General features: G+C 60.6%; 17 protein-coding genes and 1 pseudogene. 12 read left to right on the top strand and 6 right to left on the bottom strand.

Translation table 11 applies throughout. The features are described 5' to 3' along the window. Positions 1-299: 299 nt before the first annotated feature. Both NUG20_RS02985 and NUG20_RS02990 read right to left on the bottom strand, forming a co-directional pair. The gene (locus NUG20_RS02985) at positions 300-1,682 is read right to left on the bottom strand and encodes a hypothetical protein (protein ID WP_263396978.1); all 1,383 of its coding nucleotides are present in this window, start codon (positions 1,680-1,682) and stop codon (positions 300-302) included. A gap of 147 nt (positions 1,683-1,829) precedes the next feature. Then, entirely contained in the window at positions 1,830-2,888 is a 1,059-nt protein-coding gene (locus NUG20_RS02990; protein ID WP_263396979.1) for a hypothetical protein, read from the bottom strand. Positions 2,889-3,284: 396 nt separating this feature from the next. Between NUG20_RS02990 and NUG20_RS02995 the strand changes: the two genes are divergently transcribed. The 7 genes and pseudogenes from NUG20_RS02995 (at position 3,285) to NUG20_RS03025 (ending at position 8,863) form a co-directional block, all read left to right on the top strand. Beyond that, complete coding sequence (locus NUG20_RS02995) at positions 3,285-3,884, top strand: XAC0095 family protein (protein ID WP_263396980.1); 600 nt, start codon at positions 3,285-3,287, stop codon at positions 3,882-3,884. Positions 3,885-4,086: 202 nt separating this feature from the next. Next, positions 4,087-4,221 (top strand): annotated as a pseudogene (locus NUG20_RS03000) (SymE family type I addiction module toxin); the annotation flags it as partial. Positions 4,222-4,445: 224 nt separating this feature from the next. Continuing rightward, positions 4,446-4,967 (top strand): hypothetical protein, encoded by a 522-nt coding sequence (locus NUG20_RS03005; RefSeq protein ID WP_263396981.1) that lies wholly within the window; start codon positions 4,446-4,448, stop codon positions 4,965-4,967. 11 nt (positions 4,968-4,978) lie between these two features. After that, the gene (locus tag NUG20_RS03010; RefSeq protein ID WP_263396982.1) at positions 4,979-5,971 is read left to right on the top strand and encodes an XVIPCD domain-containing protein; all 993 of its coding nucleotides are present in this window, start codon (positions 4,979-4,981) and stop codon (positions 5,969-5,971) included. Between the two features lie 81 nt (positions 5,972-6,052). After that, a complete protein-coding gene (locus NUG20_RS03015) occupies positions 6,053-6,325 on the top strand; it encodes a SymE family type I addiction module toxin (RefSeq protein WP_263398380.1) in 273 nt (90 codons plus the stop codon). Positions 6,326-6,691: 366 nt separating this feature from the next. Beyond that, positions 6,692-7,456 carry a hypothetical protein gene (locus NUG20_RS03020; protein WP_263396983.1) on the top strand — a complete coding sequence of 255 codons (765 nt, stop codon included), beginning with the start codon at positions 6,692-6,694 and terminating at the stop codon, positions 7,454-7,456. 96 nt (positions 7,457-7,552) lie between these two features. Next, positions 7,553-8,863, top strand: coding sequence for an SNIPE associated domain-containing protein (locus tag NUG20_RS03025; RefSeq protein WP_263396984.1), 1,311 nt, complete (start codon positions 7,553-7,555; stop codon positions 8,861-8,863). A 283-nt stretch (positions 8,864-9,146) separates the two neighbouring features. Here the strand turns inward: NUG20_RS03025 and NUG20_RS03030 are convergent, their stop codons facing one another. Continuing rightward, on the bottom strand, positions 9,147-9,797 hold the full coding sequence (locus NUG20_RS03030) for a TetR/AcrR family transcriptional regulator (protein WP_263396985.1): 651 nt from the start codon (positions 9,795-9,797) through the stop codon (positions 9,147-9,149). Positions 9,798-10,201: 404 nt separating this feature from the next. On the opposite strand from NUG20_RS03030, the gene NUG20_RS03035 reads away from it, so the two are divergent. Further along, positions 10,202-11,014, top strand: a complete 813-nt coding sequence (locus NUG20_RS03035; protein ID WP_263396986.1) for a MipA/OmpV family protein — start codon at positions 10,202-10,204, stop codon at positions 11,012-11,014. Between the two features lie 287 nt (positions 11,015-11,301). On the opposite strand, the gene NUG20_RS03040 is transcribed toward NUG20_RS03035, so the two are convergent. Both NUG20_RS03040 and NUG20_RS03045 read right to left on the bottom strand, forming a co-directional pair. Continuing rightward, positions 11,302-11,889, bottom strand: a complete 588-nt coding sequence (locus NUG20_RS03040; protein WP_263396987.1) for a hypothetical protein — start codon at positions 11,887-11,889, stop codon at positions 11,302-11,304. A 55-nt stretch (positions 11,890-11,944) separates the two neighbouring features. Further along, entirely contained in the window at positions 11,945-13,201 is a 1,257-nt protein-coding gene (locus NUG20_RS03045) for a chymotrypsin family serine protease (RefSeq protein ID WP_263396988.1), read from the bottom strand. A 141-nt stretch (positions 13,202-13,342) separates the two neighbouring features. Here NUG20_RS03045 and NUG20_RS03050 point away from each other — a divergent pair, with 141 nt between their 5' ends. From NUG20_RS03050 to NUG20_RS03065, 4 genes are all read left to right on the top strand, one after another. Further along, positions 13,343-14,869: an SAM-dependent methyltransferase gene (locus NUG20_RS03050; RefSeq protein ID WP_263396989.1), complete on the top strand. Its 1,527-nt coding sequence runs from the start codon at positions 13,343-13,345 to the stop codon at positions 14,867-14,869. A 43-nt stretch (positions 14,870-14,912) separates the two neighbouring features. Further along, entirely contained in the window at positions 14,913-15,827 is a 915-nt protein-coding gene (locus NUG20_RS03055; protein WP_263396990.1) for a hypothetical protein, read from the top strand. Between the two features lie 96 nt (positions 15,828-15,923). Continuing rightward, positions 15,924-16,514 (top strand): 2OG-Fe(II) oxygenase family protein, encoded by a 591-nt coding sequence (locus tag NUG20_RS03060; protein WP_263396991.1) that lies wholly within the window; start codon positions 15,924-15,926, stop codon positions 16,512-16,514. Between the two features lie 191 nt (positions 16,515-16,705). Then, positions 16,706-17,131, top strand: coding sequence for a hypothetical protein (locus NUG20_RS03065; RefSeq protein WP_263396992.1), 426 nt, complete (start codon positions 16,706-16,708; stop codon positions 17,129-17,131). A 77-nt stretch (positions 17,132-17,208) separates the two neighbouring features. Here NUG20_RS03065 and NUG20_RS03070 read toward each other — a convergent pair whose 3' ends face one another. Continuing rightward, complete coding sequence (locus NUG20_RS03070) at positions 17,209-17,481, bottom strand: hypothetical protein (RefSeq protein WP_263398381.1); 273 nt, start codon at positions 17,479-17,481, stop codon at positions 17,209-17,211. Positions 17,482-18,347: the final 866 nt, after the last annotated feature.

Genomic DNA, 18,347 nt, shown 5'->3' on the forward strand with positions numbered 1-18,347 from the left:
TTGACGCTCGGCCTCGATGTCGTGTTCAAGGCGGAGCGTAAAAAGTGAACCTGACCCTTATTCTCCTGGCGAAGGACGGCAAGATGACCGGGAAGGATGTGGCTCGGGCAATCAAGCAGTACAAGATTGATCCGGAGAAGGCCAATCCGGGTGGGGTCTAACCGGCCCATCAGACAGTAACGCTCTGCTCGTCTCCCGCCAGGCGGGAGACGGGCCGCAGCGGAAGAGAGTGCTCTTCCTCTGTGGCAGTCTCGCATACGCAAGGACGGCCAACACGCCCGAAATCCACGACGTGCTGCTCAGTTAAGCTTGGCTGCCTTCTTTTTTTTGATATGGTTTGCTGGGAGTGCCTTTTTTCGTGGTGAGCGCTTTGCCTTCTCATTAATTTCGTTCGATACAGATATTGATGCAGCAATGGGCTTTCCTGTCATGGGCACGCTTTCAGAATATGCCTCACCATAAATACTTTCATAGGCCGAATAGAATTCCGGAGTATCTCGAAGTTTTTGGAAAAGCGGCCAGGTATGATAGGCGCCCTGGTTAACAAGTTCACCCTTTTTTCCAATGTCCTTCATTAGGCGAACTGCCTCTTCATTATTTTCTTTGAGTATTGCGATAGCCAATTTAAAATCCCGATAGGATGCGCTCCAATCCATTGAGGATATCATCTGGGCGCATGCTTTCTCGTCGCCGGAAAATTTAAGTGCAATCGCATTGTTAACTACCCTGATCCTCAGGTCGAGATCGGGCAAGGATCTTTTCATTGGGTCAGTCAACGAGAACGCTCCAATAGCTGCAGCCACTGGCCATTGCTTATCCTCGAGGCAGCGATAGAGGGCCGAGCCGATAGAATCTTGCATTTTTTCCACGTCGTCCGGAAATATTTTACTCCAAAGCGTGTGGCAGAGCATGAATCCTATTTTGGAGATCACCGTGGCGGTGCGGAACAGGTAATTTGGTGAGACGTCAAGTTGCGCCCCGACTTTCAGGTCACTATCTAATTTGCAGCCTTCCCTTATGCAAATGGATAAGTATTGGCTGCTAACGATGCCGTCATTGTGAGTGAAAATATTTCTTCGTTGACTCATTTCCACGAACTCACTCCACTCTGGAAACTTTTTCAGCTGTAGGCTGAACCGTTTCTCAAGTTGAGAAAATTGTTCTACATAGCTCTCTCGGCGAAAGCTATCAATCTCTTTGTCGATAATGGAGGACTTTGCAGCCTCAATGCTTTCGAAAGTGACAAGCTCAGAGATTGGAATTTCTCTGGAAATTGTATTTAGTAAGTCGGCTTTGTCGCTATAAACTTGTCTTAAAAGCGATCCCATAAAGGCGTCCAGCTCAGAGAACATCTGGATGACTAGGCTTCTTGCTAAAATACTCATCGAGCGATCATCGCGGAGCTGGGCGAGCCGACGCATTGATGCATTGAAATCGGCAAAGTCCTTTGCCTTCTGGAACCTGATTTCAATTTCTGGCTCTGCGTTCTTTGGAATAAATACCTCGACCTTCTTTTGTTCCTTTTTAATCTCATTAATGGTCCACTTTGCAAGGTGTGGCATAACGATAATTATCGCCTGCTTAATATTGCGAAGAGACTCAAGGAATTCGTCAGAAAGCTTCTGTAGTGGTGCGTCGCGGTCATTATGATCTTCGTCTTCATTAACAATGTCTTGAGGCATGCTGATTTCCATGGATAAAGGTTGCGAGAAATAGGGTTTGGAGCGTGAGTAACGGGGTCAGGATCAATTATTCGGCTGTGCTGGTTTGCGTGGCCGATAGCTGAACTGAAGACAGTGAAGCGGTGGGCACCGCCTGTCGTAAGACCATTATTTACCTGCTGCCGCCGGGCATGGAACGTGGGCAATGACGTCTGCTTCCGGAATGCGGTAAACAGCTTGGTCGTGACTATGCGGATCGCGGACTAGGTAAATTTCAGATGCATTTGAAAGAATATTTATGGGGACGGTATTTGTGCTGTGTTGGGAAAGAATTTTCTTGAATTTAACGGCTGAATCTCCAAGCTCGAGTTGAATGCACTTCGTGTATCCAGAGGCGCTCCCTCCCAGTACATGGCCGGCCAGGAATGCGCCCGTGGTAGGTGCTATGCAAAGCATCGAAATCAAGCAGAAAGAACCCAGGAAGGCTTGCATTACGAAGCCATAGTGTTGACTTGTGAGTTCAACCAGCAACACGACAAAAATTTGCAAAAAAGGTAGAGCGAAAACTGCAATTACTATTGCGATAACGGCTTCGGTGTTGGTAGGGGAGCTTCCAAAAATTCTTAGCGACACCTGCATCAAAGAAATTGCTAGCAGCATCTGTAGGAAGCTGATAGGTATGTTTATCATTGTGTCTGGCGAAATTAAGTTCTTTAATTTATTTCCTTTAATTAGGTGAACTAGTGCGACAAATATAAGGCTCGCCAGAATGGCTGCGCTAGTAACTGGCCATCTACTGTTTGGGAACCAAAGGGTGCTTGCACAGACGCCAAGTGCAACGATGGCGCCTGGGATCATGAATGCGCTAAACCAATAAATGGCATCCTTTATTCTCTTGGATGTGTCATTTGAAAGGACGTGAAGGCGTCCGTTTGCATCTCGTTTAGCGCCTTCAAACATCAGTAATACTGGAATTAAAGGTAAGGTCGTTAAGGCTAATACCAAAAAAGCTATAGCCGCGAATACGGATGGCAAGGCCGATATGATGTCAGTGGACGCGATCGATAGCGGGACTTGCTCGGTTCGCGTGTAATGATAGATGCTAATGCTGGGAACCAGAATGGCATAGCTGCCTAATAGTAGGGGGTGGCTCTCGATCCATGTTTGTATCGAGCGCAGTTCTGTAAGCCATATGTAAGTTACCTGTTGGGAAACGTCATTTTTCATGAGTTGAATAGTTGAAAAGAAGTGTTGTTGTGTGAAAAGAAAGTGCTCTCACTCGAGGTGGGCAGAGCGCGACTTCCTTCAGCTGGTTGAGGATCGGCGGTACTTGCAGCGCTATTTGAACTATAGCGATCTGTTGACATTCGCAACTTCCAGTAGCAGTCTTGTCTACAAGGAGCGTCGAAACTCCCCTCATAGCGGTACCCACCTCCGACAAACCGGTGGGTTTTTTGTGCCCGAAGCTCGGGCGCAAGCCGACGCGATGCCTACGTCGGGAGGGCGGCTAATACAACACCCTTCGGGGAAATACGCCCGCCGTCTATGAGCGGTTTCGAACCTCCCGACTTCCCGTCCGCCATGCGTGGCGGGCGGAACCCTTCATGGAACGAGGAGGCAACGATGTCGTACGACCGTTTGGACGATGAAGACATGCCCGGCTATTTCCTGCCGGAGGAGAGCCAGTTCCGGCTGGCGAAGCTGCGCGATCACGTGAGGTTCCTGGTCCGGCTGGCGCAGCCGCGCACGCCGGACGAGGAGCGTGCCGCCGAGCCCAAGGTGCGCATGGGCGAGCTGGCGCTCTGTCTGGAGCTGTTGGCCGACCAAGCGGAGCTGGTGCTGGACGCGCTGTCCTATCCTGCGCAGCGGACCGACACGGCGCGCGGCGCCCGGCCCGCTGCCACCGTCGAGGTGGCGCCGGACGTGGGCGGCGGCGCCTTCCGCGTCACGCAGGCGCAACTCGACCAGCTCACCCTGCTGGCCGAGACCGTCTCGGCCCATGCCCGGGTGGTGGCGGCCGGCGATGCAACCGCGCGTGCCGGCCAGGCATTGCCAGAGGTGGGCGACACGCTCTGCGAGGCAGCGAACGCGATGCGGGCGCTGCTGCAGCAGATCGAGCGCCAGCCGCTGCGCGAACCCACGCCCAACGGCGTACGCGAGGAGCGGGCGGTCTATGCGGTGGAGTGGGTCACGCCACCTGCGGGAGGCGGGCGGCTGCATTGATCGCGGCATGGGTGGGATGAGGCAGGGATGCGTCGCTGGAGAGGCTGGCCTCGTGTTGCGGGGTCGGCCCTGGATGCAGCGGGCGTCAGTGCGCGAGCAAAGGGAGTGAGGTATCTGAGGTCACAAGCGGCCGTCATGCGACCAGCCGGCCCATTGCGCCCCCGGCCTATCCGTGTTGCATCGTCAGACCGGCCCGCCGCGCCCGGTCCTGCGCCTGAGTGGCCTATGGCTGGAGCAGATGGGCTTCGCTATCGGCAGCAAGCTGCAGATCACCGCGCGAGCCGGCGAGCTGGTGGTGTCAACGGTCGAGGGCGAGACGGTACGCACACGGGACTAGCCCGCGAAAGGCGGCGGATTTGTCGCTACCATGGTTGCGAGCGACCTGGGCAGGTTGGTCCAGCGCTCTCAGCTGCGACATCGACACCATCTGGAGGGTTACGTGTGCCCATCGCAAAGGACCGAGTGCGCCTTCCACTGTTGGCGCTGCTGATCGGCTTGATCGCCGGGTGCAGCGGGCCGTCACAGCCCGCAAACAAGTCCATCGCAAAGGAGCGGAGTGAAATGCGAACCGTCGTGCCATTGGTGCGTGACCTGGCCCCACATGATGCCGGGCCGATTGAAGTTGAGTTCGATTTGCCCGCACAGGTCGATGATGCGGAGCCGCCGATCTTTATCGGAGTGCGACTGACAGGCCATGACGCAACTGCGGTTGCCGATGCAGCCGATCGACTGGCACGTGCCGATGTTGTGGCGGTGGTGCAGCTGGAGCGCGTTCAGTCATCTGGCTTGGCCAAGGTGGAATTGGAGCGTAGCCAACGCGTCGGCAGGGATCAGGAAGCGCCCGTTGCCTTGGCGGCCGACGGTGTTGCGCCAGGCCTGTTCGCGTTCGATGCAGATCCGATGGCGATGCAGGACGCTGGCCTGTCTTCGGCGGAGACGGTGTCCAAAGAGTTCGCATTCGCTTACAGCCCATCACTCCCCGCGGGTCGCTATCGGCTCAGCTTGCGGATTGATCGAAATCGCGAAGCGCTGATCGATGCGAACGCAAAGCTCTTGATTGCCTACACCAGGAAAGCAAAGTAAGGGACGCCACCATGGACGATCATGACAAGCGCTACACGCTCACAGTTTACGTAGCGGCACCAGGCACGCCGCTTTTGCTTTCGAAAGGCACGTCCAATGCAGGACATGTCTACTATTCCATCGACGATGGCACGGCGGCAAACAGCTATGGCTTCGCTCCGGCGAAGCATGGTGAATCCAGTGGGCCAGGGAAAGTCTTTTACAGCGATGCCAAGGACTACAAGGATCCCTATTACTCGCGCACGATGGAAATTGACAAGGCGCAGTACGAGAGGCTGAAAGAATTTGGCGCGGCTCCAGATAAGTATGGCTTTAGCATGGAATATGGCGGCGCCACGAACAGTTGCGTCGACTTCACCTGGGGAGCACTCAATCACGCCGGCTTGCATCGCAAGAGCGTCAAGGGCATCGAGGACAAGGGTTTCGAGGGCGATCTCAGGCCGCTGGAGAACGTGGACGACATCAAGAGCATTCCGGCGCCGATGCCTGGAAGCGACTTGAACAAGGAGCACCACAACCCCAAGCCTGAGCAAACATGGCTGCAGAAGGCGATCAGCGAAGCGCAGCCGCCCGGGGAGAGGACGTTTCCAAGCGAGGCCACGACGCAAGCTGCCAGCGAACGGGCACGGGATCCGTTGCACACGCAAGCGGAGTCAGCGGTATTGAAGCTGGAGCAAGGGCTTGGCCGGGACTACGACGCCGACAGCGCCAAGCTCGCCGCGAGCGCCGCGTATCTGGCGAAAGAGAACGGCTTGTCGCGGATCGATCACGTGGTGCTCAGCGAAGACTCGCGCAAGGTCCGCGCGGGAGAGAACCTGTTCGTCGTCCAGGGCGCATTGAACGATCCCGCGCACCTGCGCGCGCACATGCCCACCGAGGACGCGCTGAGCAAGCCTGTGGAGCAATCGCTGGCGCAGCTGCAGTCGTTGAGCGAAGCGCAGCACCAGACCAAGGACATCCAGCAGCCCGATCAGGTGCAAACCAAGCCCCATCAGATAGGCTGATAAAGGCAACCCACCGCATCTCCGCAAAGATGGGCCTGCGTGGGAGCTGCCGTTCACTCCGCTGCCCACCGACGACGAGTTGTGTGGCGGGCTGCTCGAGGACGCCAACGAGGCCACGCTCCGCCGCTGCCGCCCGCGCGTCGCGCCAACCCACCCATTGCACCGTCGGCTCCGATTCCTATCCCGGCCCCACTGCCCCACCGCCACACCGGCGACCGCCGCATCCCGGTCCTGCGCCTGAGCGGGCTATGGCTGGAGCAATTTGGCTTCTCCATTGGCAGCAAGCTGCAGATCATCGCTCGCGCCGGCGAATTGGTCGCAAAACGCAGTTGGTTAGATGCTGCGATGAAGTAGAAAGTCTCCCGTTGGAGAAGGAGCCCATTTGGTCTGTGCGACTATCGGCTGTTGAGTCAATCGTGATGGTCGGTAGGAGCGGCTAGGAGGAGTAGGAAAGCGCGGGAGGACAGCGCGCGATTGGGTGCCACGTTGGTGCATAGCTTGTACGTGTTGTGTCTACCAATCGTTCAGATTAATGCGATATAAGTCACGTCAGGCCGCCGTCACTATCGGTTTGCCTAAAGCGATGCTAGGTGGTCGGGGGGACTGCTTGGAAGAAGGGGGCAATCATAAAGGTGCATAGACGCTTGGCATTAGGCTTGGCGGATACGTCCGTGGCTTTGATTTTTTCGTGCGAAAAGAATCCTATCAGCGGAGAACGTCATGAAAGCTGGGTTGCGATTTCTGATTGTGTCTTGCCTAGTGCATTTGACTGCCTGCGCAACACTAACGTCGCCGGCGCGGCTGCATAAGCTTGAAGCGGGTAGTAGCTATTGGTTCGACTATGATGCTTCTCGTCGTGGCATGGTCCTGGCGGCGACGACGAATAGCCAGGGGCGGATAGTAGTGCGTGCCTGCGCTGAGCCAGCGCCCGACGTGGCGATGCAGATGGCTGCTCAAGCAGAACTCAATGTAATGCCACAGGTGGGTGCCCCAGGCGGAAGTGGCAGTGGTAGCGGTGCCCAAGCTGCGAAACTGCTGTCAGAGCGATCGCAAATGGTAATGTTTTTCCGCGAGGCGTTATTCCGGGTATGTGAGATATCTATGAACCAGGAATTTCCTCCGGAGAAGTTGAGCGAGCTCTACACACAGATTATCAGCACGGCTCTGAGGCTCGGTTCCGACAAGGCTCTTGAAGTTGACATCATCCTGGCGCAGGCCGAGAAGTCCAGGCAGGAGGCCGAACTTAGTGCAGCTCAAACACGTATCAAGCTTGCGGAGGAGGCGTTGGCGGAGGCAAAGAACGAAGTGGCACGCGAGAGAGCGAGAAACCAGTTGGAGCTTGCTCAATTGGAAAAAAAAGTTGCTTCTACTCAGTTACAGAGAGCCAGTCAGCAGGTGGAGGACCTCATGCAGCCTAAAGCTGCAGCGTTATCTGAACAACCCGAGAAGGCTGATTCGGCCGAAGTGTCGCCTGAACGGAGGTAGCTGAAGACACAGGTTCGACATTTCAATATCAGTGCGCATCGATGCATTGCACATTTGTTTGTAGGCCGAGTTTCGAGCATCGCATATGGAGTAGGTATGGAGGCAAAGCGAAAGATTCCGCTTTGGGGGGTAAGGCGCTTCGCACGTCAAGTTCTGGATGACCTGGCTGCGGTGTCGAAGGATCGAGATGAAATACACGCAACGCTTTCGCGGATCGGAGGCATCAGCCAGCTGGAGCGCGAGCGAGAGATTGAGCGTTTGAACGTAGAGATAGCCTGCGCTTCAGCAACCTGGAAGGATCAGCTTGCAGCACTGACAGCGAAGCGAGATGAGCTGCTGCTGCAGCTCGATGAGTTGCAAAAACAGGTGGTTGAAACCCGCGAACGTGCATTGTTGCAGGAGTCGGGTGTGTACGAGTACGCACATCCGTTACAGGATGCTGTCGCGTACAAGGATCGGCTTGGCCAGATCCGTGAGCTAATAAAGGAGCTAAATAAGGCAGATGGCCATGCTGTTGTCGCGGCCATCGGCTGGACGGTCAACGGCTCAGAAGCACAAGGTAGGACCATGCTGCGGGACTACTGCAAGCTGATGTTGCGGGCTTTTAACGCGGAGGCAGATGTGCTGGTACGTGGCTTGAAGCCATATGCGCTTCCGGCCGCTATAGAGCGGATCGAGAAGGTGGCAAAGACGATCCAGCGCTTGGGCAAGACAATGAGCATCCGTATCACGGATGAGTACCTGCAACTCCGTATTGCAGAACTACAGCTGACAGCGGATTTCGTGCAAAAGAAGGCGGAGGAAAAGGAGGTGGAACGGCAGGAGCGCGAGCGGCTGCGTGAAGAGCGCAAGATCCAGCAGGAGATGGAGCGCGAGCGCCTAAAGCTAGAGAAGGAGCGACAGCACTATGTGAACGCGCTGGCGGCCCTGGTGGCAAAGGGCGACTCAGAAGCTGCGGAGAGGATGCGTAATCAGGTGTCGGAAGTGGAGCGCGCAATTGCCGACGTTGATTACCGAGTAGCAAACATCAGGGCCGGCTACGTATATGTGATCTCAAACATTGGATCTTTTGGCGAATCTCTTATCAAGGTTGGAATGACCCGCCGTTTGGATCCTATGGATCGAATCCGTGAGCTCAGTGATGCATCTGTACCCTTCAATTTCGATGTTCACGCGCTCTTCTTCTCTAAGGATGCTGTCGGAATCGAAGCGGCAATGCATGCCAAGTTGGCTAAGAACCGTGCCAATCTCGTCAATCATCGTCGCGAGTTCTTCCGTGCCACGCCGCTGGACGCCAGAGATATGCTCGCGGACCTCGCTGGCGATCTGCTTACATTTCACGATATTCCGGATGCGCTTGAATTCAGACAGAGCCAGAAGCTGCTCAATGGGGCTATTCCAACGTAGAAATTAAGTGAACACGTAGCGGTTCTTCCGCCCAAGTCGCTAGGGCGTCCAACTCCTCTGGCCTGGCTCACCTCCAACACCAGGAGGCGCCGGTGCCCGCTTCCAACACGCTCACGGCTGTGCCAGCACGCTCATGGCGCCGCTGCGCAGTCGATCAAATGGGTCTACGTCCACGTGGCCGATTGCCGTGCACCGGCCACTTAGAGAGTTCACGCTTCCGAGAGAACATACGCGATCAGGCGATGGCGCGGCGTCGGCCAACTTGCGGCCTCGACCGCCGTGCCTACGGCTCCAGCAACTGGTGCAGCAGCTTGCGGTGCGTTTCCTTCATGCGTTCCACTTCTTCCGTGGCGGCGTCGCCGAACACCAGTTTGGCGATGCCGGCGTACACGAACGGGGTCATGGCGAAGTGGAAGTGTTCGCTGAGCGGGCTGCGCTTCATCCGGCCCGCCGCCACCTGCTCGTCGATGATGGCCTGGCGCTCCGTGCGTGCGTTGACGTTGGATTCGTTCCACTTGGCCAGCACGTCCGGGATGCGATGCCCTTCGGCGATCATCAACCGCAGGATGGCCAGGGCCTCGGGCGTGAACGAGGCATAGGTGACATCGACCAGGTTGTCGATGAAGCCGGGCACGTCGTGGGTGTCCTCGATCTGGCGCCAGTTGCCTTGGCTCCTTCCCAGCGCGGACAGCGACCGCAGCAGGGTCTCGAAGATCTCGTCCTTGCTGGAGAAATGCACGTAGACGTTGGCCTTGGAGATGCCGACGCGCCGCGCAATCATGGCGATGCTGGTGGCGGCGAAGCCCTGCGCGCTGAACTCGACCAGCGCGGCCTCCAGGATCTGCTTGCGGCGGATCTCCGGGGAAAGCCGCGTCCTTTTCTTCTTGGTGCCATCCGCCGTTTCAGGCGTTTTTTTCGCGTTCTTCGTCGCCATCGGTGCCTCCATCGTTCGGGCCGTTCCGGTCCCGCCAGGGCCAAGCCGGGCAAGTCTGCAAACGCGGCAAGCGACCTTGACCCGTCAGTGTAGCGGGTGGCGCCACGGCGGCGGCAGTGGCTGGACCGGCTGCAGCATTGGGTTGGCTTGTGCTGCGCTGACGCGGTGCATATCGGGATGCAGCGAGCGGCGGGCGCGCAAGCTGAACGCCCAGTTACCGCAGTCCGCCATGTAATGACCGTTCGGTCATTATAACGCTAGGATCTCTACTGTCCGATCGGTCAGTAAGGCGGTGTTCCCACCACGCGACGCGGCGGCGATCGGGCGGGAGCGGCCGCTCTGCCGCCAGGGCAACCCCAACCGCTTGCCGGCCACCGATGGCCGGCCCTATCGAGGATTCAAAGATGCGTCATGAGGAATCTCGTCGTTCGTCGCCAAACACATCGTCGCCGCGCGCGGCTCTGGGGTGGGCCGGTGTTCTTTCCATCGGACTGGCCGCTGCGCTGCCCGCCGGCGCCCAGGAGGCCGAGGTGCCGGAGGCCAAGACATCGCGCTGGGGAATCGGGCTGGGCGCCGCGGTGATCGACCGCCCTTACCGCGACTACGACCAGGAAACGAAGGGGCTGCCGATCGTCTATTTCGAGAACCGCTGGACGGAGATCAATGCGGGACGGTTCGACTTCAAGATCAACGACAGCGACGTGCTGAACCTCCGCGTGCGGGCGCGCTACGCCATGGACGGCTACGACCCGGAGGACTCCGATTACCTGCAAGGCATGCAGGAGCGCGACGACAGCATCTGGGCAGGCGCTGCGGTGACCTGGAACAGCCCGTTTGCCGAGATCTCCGCCGAGTACCTGGTGGACGTGATGGACAAGAGCGAAGGCGCGCGCGGACGCGTGCAGGCCGAGCGCCGCTTCGGCATGGGCCGCTTCGGCCTGACACCGCGTGTGGCCGCGGAATGGGTCGACGACAAGTACGTGGCCTATTACTACGGCGTGCGTCCCGAGGAAGCCACGCTGGCCCGCCCAGCCTATGACGGCGAGGGCACGGCCAATGTCGAGCTGGGCCTGCGGCTGGACTACAGCCCTGCCGAGCGACACACGTTCTTCGTGGACGTGGCCGGCACCCAGTTCGGTGATGGGATCAAGGACAGCCCGTTGCTCGAGCAATCGCGACAGACCCGGATCTCGGCTGGCTATCTGTTCCGGTTCTGACACGGCACCGCACCGGCGGCGCACGCGACGTTGCCATGCATGGGCAGCACGCGTGCGATGCCTTCCACCACAGTTGCAGATGGAGCGATGCATGTTTCCTGGATCTTCGAAGCGAAACCAGTCTTCCCCGTCGCACCAAGACAGCGGCTACTGGTTCGACTTGCCCGACATCAAACGGCGCAACGCGCGCCGGCAGAGAGGACGTTTGGTCGGGATCGGCCTGGCCGTGGCGGCGGCGCTGCTGACGTTCGTGCTGTTCGGCGACAGTGCTTGAGAACGCTGCGGCGCTACCGCTGCGGCACCGCAGGCACCTCGACCTCGACCCGTACCGGTACGCCAAGCGACTGCGTCAGCTCCGCTTCCTTCGCCTTGCCGGCAGCACTGTCTGGCGCGATCGCGATGACGATCGCGCCGCTGCGTTCGTCCACGTAGCGGGCGTGCGCCGTCGGCAGCGCCGCCGCGATCTTGGCCGTGCTGTCGGCCATGATCCGGTTCAACTCCGCGAACGAGTGGGCAGCGCCGGGTTCGAACACCACCTGCAACGAGCCGCCTGCCACGGTGTGCGTTTCCGGTGCCACGGGCTCCATGCCGGTGAGCCGGACCACGATCCGCTTCTGCTCGCGCTCGTAGTAGAGCCCGGCCAGGCGTTCGGCGTATTGCGTGCGGATACGCTCCACGATCGGGCCGGTGGCCGCCTCCACGCGTTCGTCCGGCGCGGCTGCCGCCGGCGCCGTTGCGGCCGCGTCGGCCGGCGCGCTCGCCGGCCCTGGCGTGGTGTCGTCTGCCGTGCCGCACCCCGTTGCGCCCAAGCACATCATCAATGCAATTCCCGGAACTCGCATGGCGCTTCCCACGTTGGCCAGAAGATCGGCCATATATACACCGGCCGATCTCCAGTACACGCTGCGCAGCATCATGCTGCGCTTCGCTCTACGGATAGAGCAGGTTGAGCCCCATGCTGTCGTAGGCCCAGTCGGTGCTGGTGTAGTAGCACGGGCTGCCGCCTGCGGTGGGTCCGGCGAAGTGGATGCCCGCGGCGAGCGTGGTGCCGGTGAACCAGGGGCCGCCGCTGTCGCCGCCGATGCAGAACAGCGAGGCGCCGGCCACGCGCACGTACACCGCATTGCAGGCGGAGGTGTTGCTGGGGCCGCAGATGCTGCCGGGGTTGGCCACGGTCGACTGCACGCTGCCGCAGTTGTAGCCGCCGTTGCGACCGTAGTGGCAGTGCACGGCGCCGGTCGTGGTTGCGGCGCGGGTGCGACGGCCGGTCGCCGCGCGCCAGGCGTCGGCGTAGAAGTAACCACCGAACGCGACGGCGGTGTTGCCCAGGCGCAGCAGGTCCGCATTCGCGTTGGCCAGCAGCGCCACCTCGTTCAGCGTGTGCGATGCGCCATCGATGCCGGAGTAGGTCTGCGCCGCGCCGGTGTCGCAATGCCCGGCCGTCAGCACGCCGTGCTGGTTGCTGGCTGCATGGTTGACCGCGAAGCCCGTGGTGCACAGTGACGAGATACTGCCGCTGCCATAGACCGCCTGCGTCACCGCGCGTGGCGAAACCTCGATGCGCACCGGTACGCCCGCGAGCTGCTCGAGCTGCCTGGTCAGTCGGGCCGTGCTGCGGGTGTCCTGGTCCACCTCGATGACGATCGTGCCGGTGCGTTCGTCGACGTAGCCGGCATGGACGCCGGATGCCTCGTCGCGCAGGCCGGTCGCCAGCGCACGTTCCAGTCCGCTGGTCAGTTGCGCGACGGTATGCGTCGCACCGGGCACGAAGGTGACTTCGAGCGGATCGGTGCCGAAGGTGTGGAACTGGGTGCGCACCGCCTGGTCGCCGGTCAGGCGCACGACCAGCCTGTCGACCGGAGCGTGTTCGAGGTACATGCCCGCGAGCCGATCGGCGTATTGCGTGCGCAGCGTGTCCGCCAGGCCGGCGGCGTGCTCCTGCACGTTGATGATGCTGCGGGCGCGCGTGGGATCGACATCCAGTGCGGCCGCAATGGCGGGCAGATCGTGCTCTACCGCCTGCGCCGCTGTCAGCGCATCGCTCGGCGCCGTCTGCGGCGCCGCTGCGTTCGCGGCACCTGCCGTCACCGCTGCCATGGCCGCTGCCAGGGCCAAGCCCATGCCGTGCATCTTTATCGTCTTGGTTCCTGTTGCCGACAGCCGCGCGCTCAACCGTTCGAGGTTCATCGTCGCTCTCCTGTGGATGGAAGGCCGCGGGACGCCGCGACCAAGGCGACTGTAGGAAGCACGCATTCGGTTTTTCTGTGATGGACAGGATGGTCTGGCCAGGGCGCCGACACTTGTCTACCCCAGGTGCCAGGGCACGGAATGCACTTCACTGCGAGAAGCATTGCGTGGCGCTTCGGTTTACTTGGTTTATCTGGAGAAAATCAAAGAAAACCTAGATCTGAAATCCATATTTGCGCGCTTGAGATGTCTACAAACTATTTTTCGAATCGGCGTAGCGTCTATCCACATCTCTCTGAAACCGGGGCGGCCTTTATGTCAAGCGGCGAGCAAGGTGCTGTGCGTGAGAAACAGGGAAGGCTGGTTGTCATCGGTTCCGGAATCAAGGCCGTGTCGCATTTCACGCTGGAAGCCCAGGCGCATATCCAGCAGGCGGACATCGTGCTGTACGCCGCCGCCGATCCGGTCACCGATATGTGGATCGAGGCGCAGAACTCCAATGCCTTCGATCTTTACGAGTACTACGCCGACGACAAGGCGCGAATCATCACCTACGTGCAGATGATCGAGCGGATCATGGCCGAAGTGCGTGCGGGAAAGTATGTTTGCGCACTGTTCTACGGCCATCCCGGGGTGTTCGTGACGCCATCCCACAACGCGATCGAGATCGCGCGCCAGGAAGGCTACGACGCGGTGATGCTGCCAGCGGTGTCGGCTGAGGATTGCCTGTACGCCGATCTCGGTGTGGACCCGAGCGTGCCGGGCATGCAGATCTACGAGGCCACCGATTTCCTGCTGCGCCGGCGCAAGATCGATACCACCGCCAACTTCGTGCTGTGGCAGGTCGGTTGCATCGGCGATCTGGGCTTCAAGTTCGGCGGCTACAAGAACGACAAGTTCGATGTGCTGCTCGATTATCTCGAAGAGATCTACGGCCCCGATCATCCGGCGATCAATTATGTCGCCAACATGTTCGCCGGCCCGCCGCAGATCGATCGCTATGTGATCCGCGACTATCGCGATCCGGAGGTGAAGGCGAAGGTGTCCGGCATCTCCACGTTCTTCATTCCGGCCAAGGACGCGATCCAGTCCGATCCGGACATGCTCGCCAAGCTCGGCCTGGCCAAGATCAGCGAGGCGCGGCGCACGCCGCTGATCTGCGACCGCGACGATTATCCGGTCTTGGCCGAGATCGCCCGCCGCAACATCCACAACCACAAGGTGCCTGCTGGCTACAAGTACAGCTTCGCCTCCGAGCCGCTATACCAGACGCTGCTCACGCTTGCACTGGACCAGCGCGCCCAGGGCGAGTTCCGCACCAACCCCAAGGCCTACCTCGACGCCCGCGCTGGCCTGACCGCCGACGAGCGGCGTTCGCTGCTGCTGCAACACACCGGCGTGACCCGGATGATGTTCAAGCGCGATCCGGACAAGGAGGCGGTGCGCTTCGTTGGCGCCGCGCTGCTCGATCCGGCGTTGGCACGCGGCTATCGCGACCGGCAGGTCGCGGTCGCGCAGGCCGTCGCCGACCGCGAGATCGCCATCGGGGAATACGAAGGCCTGGTCGCGTCCTGGCTGCGGCAGCGCGGCTACGCCGCCACGCCCTCCGCGGTAACCCGCGCCATGGCCGAGGTCCACACCAGCAAAGACAGCTTGATAGAAGCCTGATCTTCCGCCGCTCCTTCCATCTGCAGGACAAGAGGACACGACAATGGCGACCTTCGATCCGTCCGGAACCTACATGACCAGCTGGCTGCAACCGGACGGGAAAACCTATATTCCCGGCCCGGTGGTGATCGATGCCAGCAGCCAGTCGATCACGCTCAATGGCGCGGCGATCAACTCCCCGGCGTTCACCGCGACTGGAGTGAGCTGGTCCGCGTCGAGCAACAACGCGACCTCGGCGCAGCTGACGTTCTACCAGAATGCCGGCGTCAACGGCTTCGTCGGCCTGTTCGCGCAGGGCAGCGATCCGCTGCCGGCGGCCAACAATCTATTCGGCAATGCCGGCACCGCGACCCAGCAACTGTCGACGTGGAACGGCACCTACAACCTGTTCAGTCTGACCAGCGACGGCAAGAGCACGGAGCTCAGCGACAAGCTGGTGATCAATGCGCCCGAGGTCACCTATGCCGGATCGGTCGTCAACAAGCCGGTCTATACCGGCGAAAAGGGGCCGAACGGCGAGATCGACCAACTCGCATGGTTCAGCCAGAACGGCAATCCGCAGAACGCGATCATCCAGTTCTCCAATTCGCAGGCGCCGACGCTGACGCTTTACGGGGAGATGTGGAACAGCGGAGCGCAGCCCACCTACGTGAACCTCTCGGGGACCACCAAGTCGACGACCAGTCCGCCGAACATCACCGTGATCGCCGCGATGATCAGCAACACGTCGACCGAAGTGACCACCGAGGTGACGACGGAAGTCACCACGGAGGTGACCACCGAGGTCACGACCGAAGTGACCACCGAAGTCATGACCGAGGTCGCGGTCGCGGTGGTCGAAGTGCTGGCGGAGGAAGACGACAATCCGTCGCTCGGGTCGGCGAAGGCGTCGCGTCCCAAGGACGATACGGTGGCGGCGGAAAACCTGCTCACCAAGGCGCTGGCGCTTGCGGGCTAGGCCGCGGCGCCGGTTCGGTGCGGTCGACGAAGGGTAGGGCCCGTCATGGCATCCATCGCATCCCCCGTCCGGTTTTGCAGCCCGGCGACGGTCGACGTGGCAGGGCGTGCCCTGCCGCTGTCGTCGGTCTTCGCCTACGACACCGCACGCTGGGACCTGCGCGCGATCGTCGCCGACTTCTTCGGCACCGACGCGCTCGAGACGCTGCATCTGGATCCGCGCTGGAACCCTCGGGATGCGGACCTCGCGCTGCCGCACCACTTCGTCACCCGCAACAGCTGGGACGTCAGCAAGGCCTTGCGTGAGGCGGTGACCGAGCGCTCGATGGCGCTTATCCACTCGCTGGTCTTCGACCACATCGCCGGATTCGTCGGTCCGATCCGCAGCCTGCAGCCGGAGGCGATGATGCGCGTCAACTTCCATGGCTCGCGGGCGATCCTGCGCTTCCATCGCGACGAGGAGTACGGGCAGCGGCCGAATCTGGTCAACATCTGGTTGCCGGTGACCCGGACCCACGGCAGCAATTCGATGTACGTGGAGTCCGCACCGGGCCTGAGCGACTTCAAGCCGGTCGAACTCGAGTACGGCGAAGGCTTCATGTTCTACGGCACGGAAATGGTGCACGGCACGCTGGACAATCTGAGCGGCGGCACCAGGATCTCCTACGACTTCCGTTTTTCGCTGTAGCTACCGACGGTCCGGATCAAGCCATCGCGCCGGCATCGCAGCGCGAATGCCGTACAGGATCATTGGGGATTTGCAGGCCTTCCCGAGCGGCGGACGCTTCGGACCCTGAGCGCGGTCGAGGAACCGGGCGCCTGGCCGATAACGCGTCCATCGGCATCGCGCTATCGCGCTTCGATGCTTCCCGCTCGACCATGGAGGTCCTGTTTGAACCTGTTCCCTCGCGAGTTTTGCTGGCTGATGCTGTCGTCCTGCCGTTCTGCGCGGCTGCGGAAGGAGGCGCCGCCGATGGTCTGGTCGCCGCGCCTGCCCGCCTGCGTACGTTCGGCCAAAATGGCGTGGGCCTCACCCGGTACACCAACGCGATGTGCGAGGACCAGTACGACGAGGAAATCGAGGCGCCCGGTTCGCTCGGCAATGCGTTCCGTTCGATGGTCGGCGAGATTCCCGGCACCTCGCTCGGCATGCCCGAGAGCGGCAGCATACGCACGATCAACGAGGGCAAGGTGAGCATGGCCAAGCCGTACTACCACGAATATGCGTTGGTGGCGGGCCAGCCGGTCATGGTGCAGGCCGATATCCAGTCGGCCGCGAATATCAGATGCAGCGGAACACCATAGCCGTGCGCTGGCGGCTGACGTCTTGTCCATGATCGGAGCCGGTTCAGCTCTGCAGGCGAGGTGATTGACGACGCTGCTCAACCCGCTTCCTGAGCTCGCAAGTGGCCGATCAGCAGCGCATGCAGCACTGGCGGCATTGGCAGGTCGCGCTGGCCTTCGTCCCATTGCTGCAGGAACGGAGCCAGATGGTCGCGGTGCCAAGGGCTGAGGCGCTCGCGCGCGGCCTGGCGTGTCCGCAGGCGCTCGACGATCGCCGTGGCACCGGCCTCGTCGCCATGCTGCAGGTGATGGAAGACGAAGGCCAGCAACAGGCTGTCGGGGCTGTCGAACAGCACGTCCGGTGGCACCATGCCGTCGTCATCGCCTTCTTCCAGCAGGTGCAGCAGGCTATCGGCGCTGCGGGCGAAAAACGGCTCTGGGAACTGCTGGTCGATCAAGCCGAAGTAGTTCGCATCCACTGCGGGCAGCGCGGCAATCAGGCGCTCGATGGCGGCGCACAGCTGGGTATCGCTCTTGGAGGCATCCAGCGCCCAGCCGCCGAAATCGCCGATGTCCGCGCTCTGCTGCACCTCCTCGGCAAAGAATCCTGCGGCGATCGCGTAGAAATGCAGGTCGTGCAATTGCGGGGTGGCCTGGCGCCGTTGCCATGCCAGCAGTCGCGCGTGCTGCACGCCCACCTGGACCATCAGCATGCCCCGACCCATTTCATGGGTGGCCCAGAGGAACTGGCGGCTGCCGTCGCGCTCGCGGATCCAGCACCATTGACGGTCCCTGCCGGCGTGCACCGGCGACCAGCCTGCGGCCTGCAGCGCGGCGCCGAGATTCTGCTCGACCAGCGCGGGAATCAGTTCACGCACCCTGGCCTGCTGGATCAACGCCTTGTCGCGCGCGGCCAGCAGGAGGGACGATTTGCGTTTGGGTTCCAGGAAGAAGCGCAGGCCGAAGCTGCGTTCGACCTCGTCGTGCTCGCTCTCCGTCAGCCGGGGCAGCGCCAGGTCCTCCGGAACGCCACGCCGGCGCTTGAGCCCACGGCGCGCTGCCAACGCACGGATCGCCTGGAAGTCGTCCGACGCGAGCAAGCCGTCGAGCGTGGGCGCCATGCCATCCTCGGCGGTGAATGTCTCGTCCAGCCAGCCGTTCACCAGCAGCGCATACCAGTCGCTGAACAGTTCGGTCTCGTTAGCCTGGTCGGCGAGCGTGAGTACGCTGCGCAGCA

Source organism: Xanthomonas sp. CFBP 8443 (assembly GCF_025666195.1).
Taxonomy (GTDB): Bacteria; Pseudomonadota; Gammaproteobacteria; order Xanthomonadales; family Xanthomonadaceae; genus Xanthomonas_A.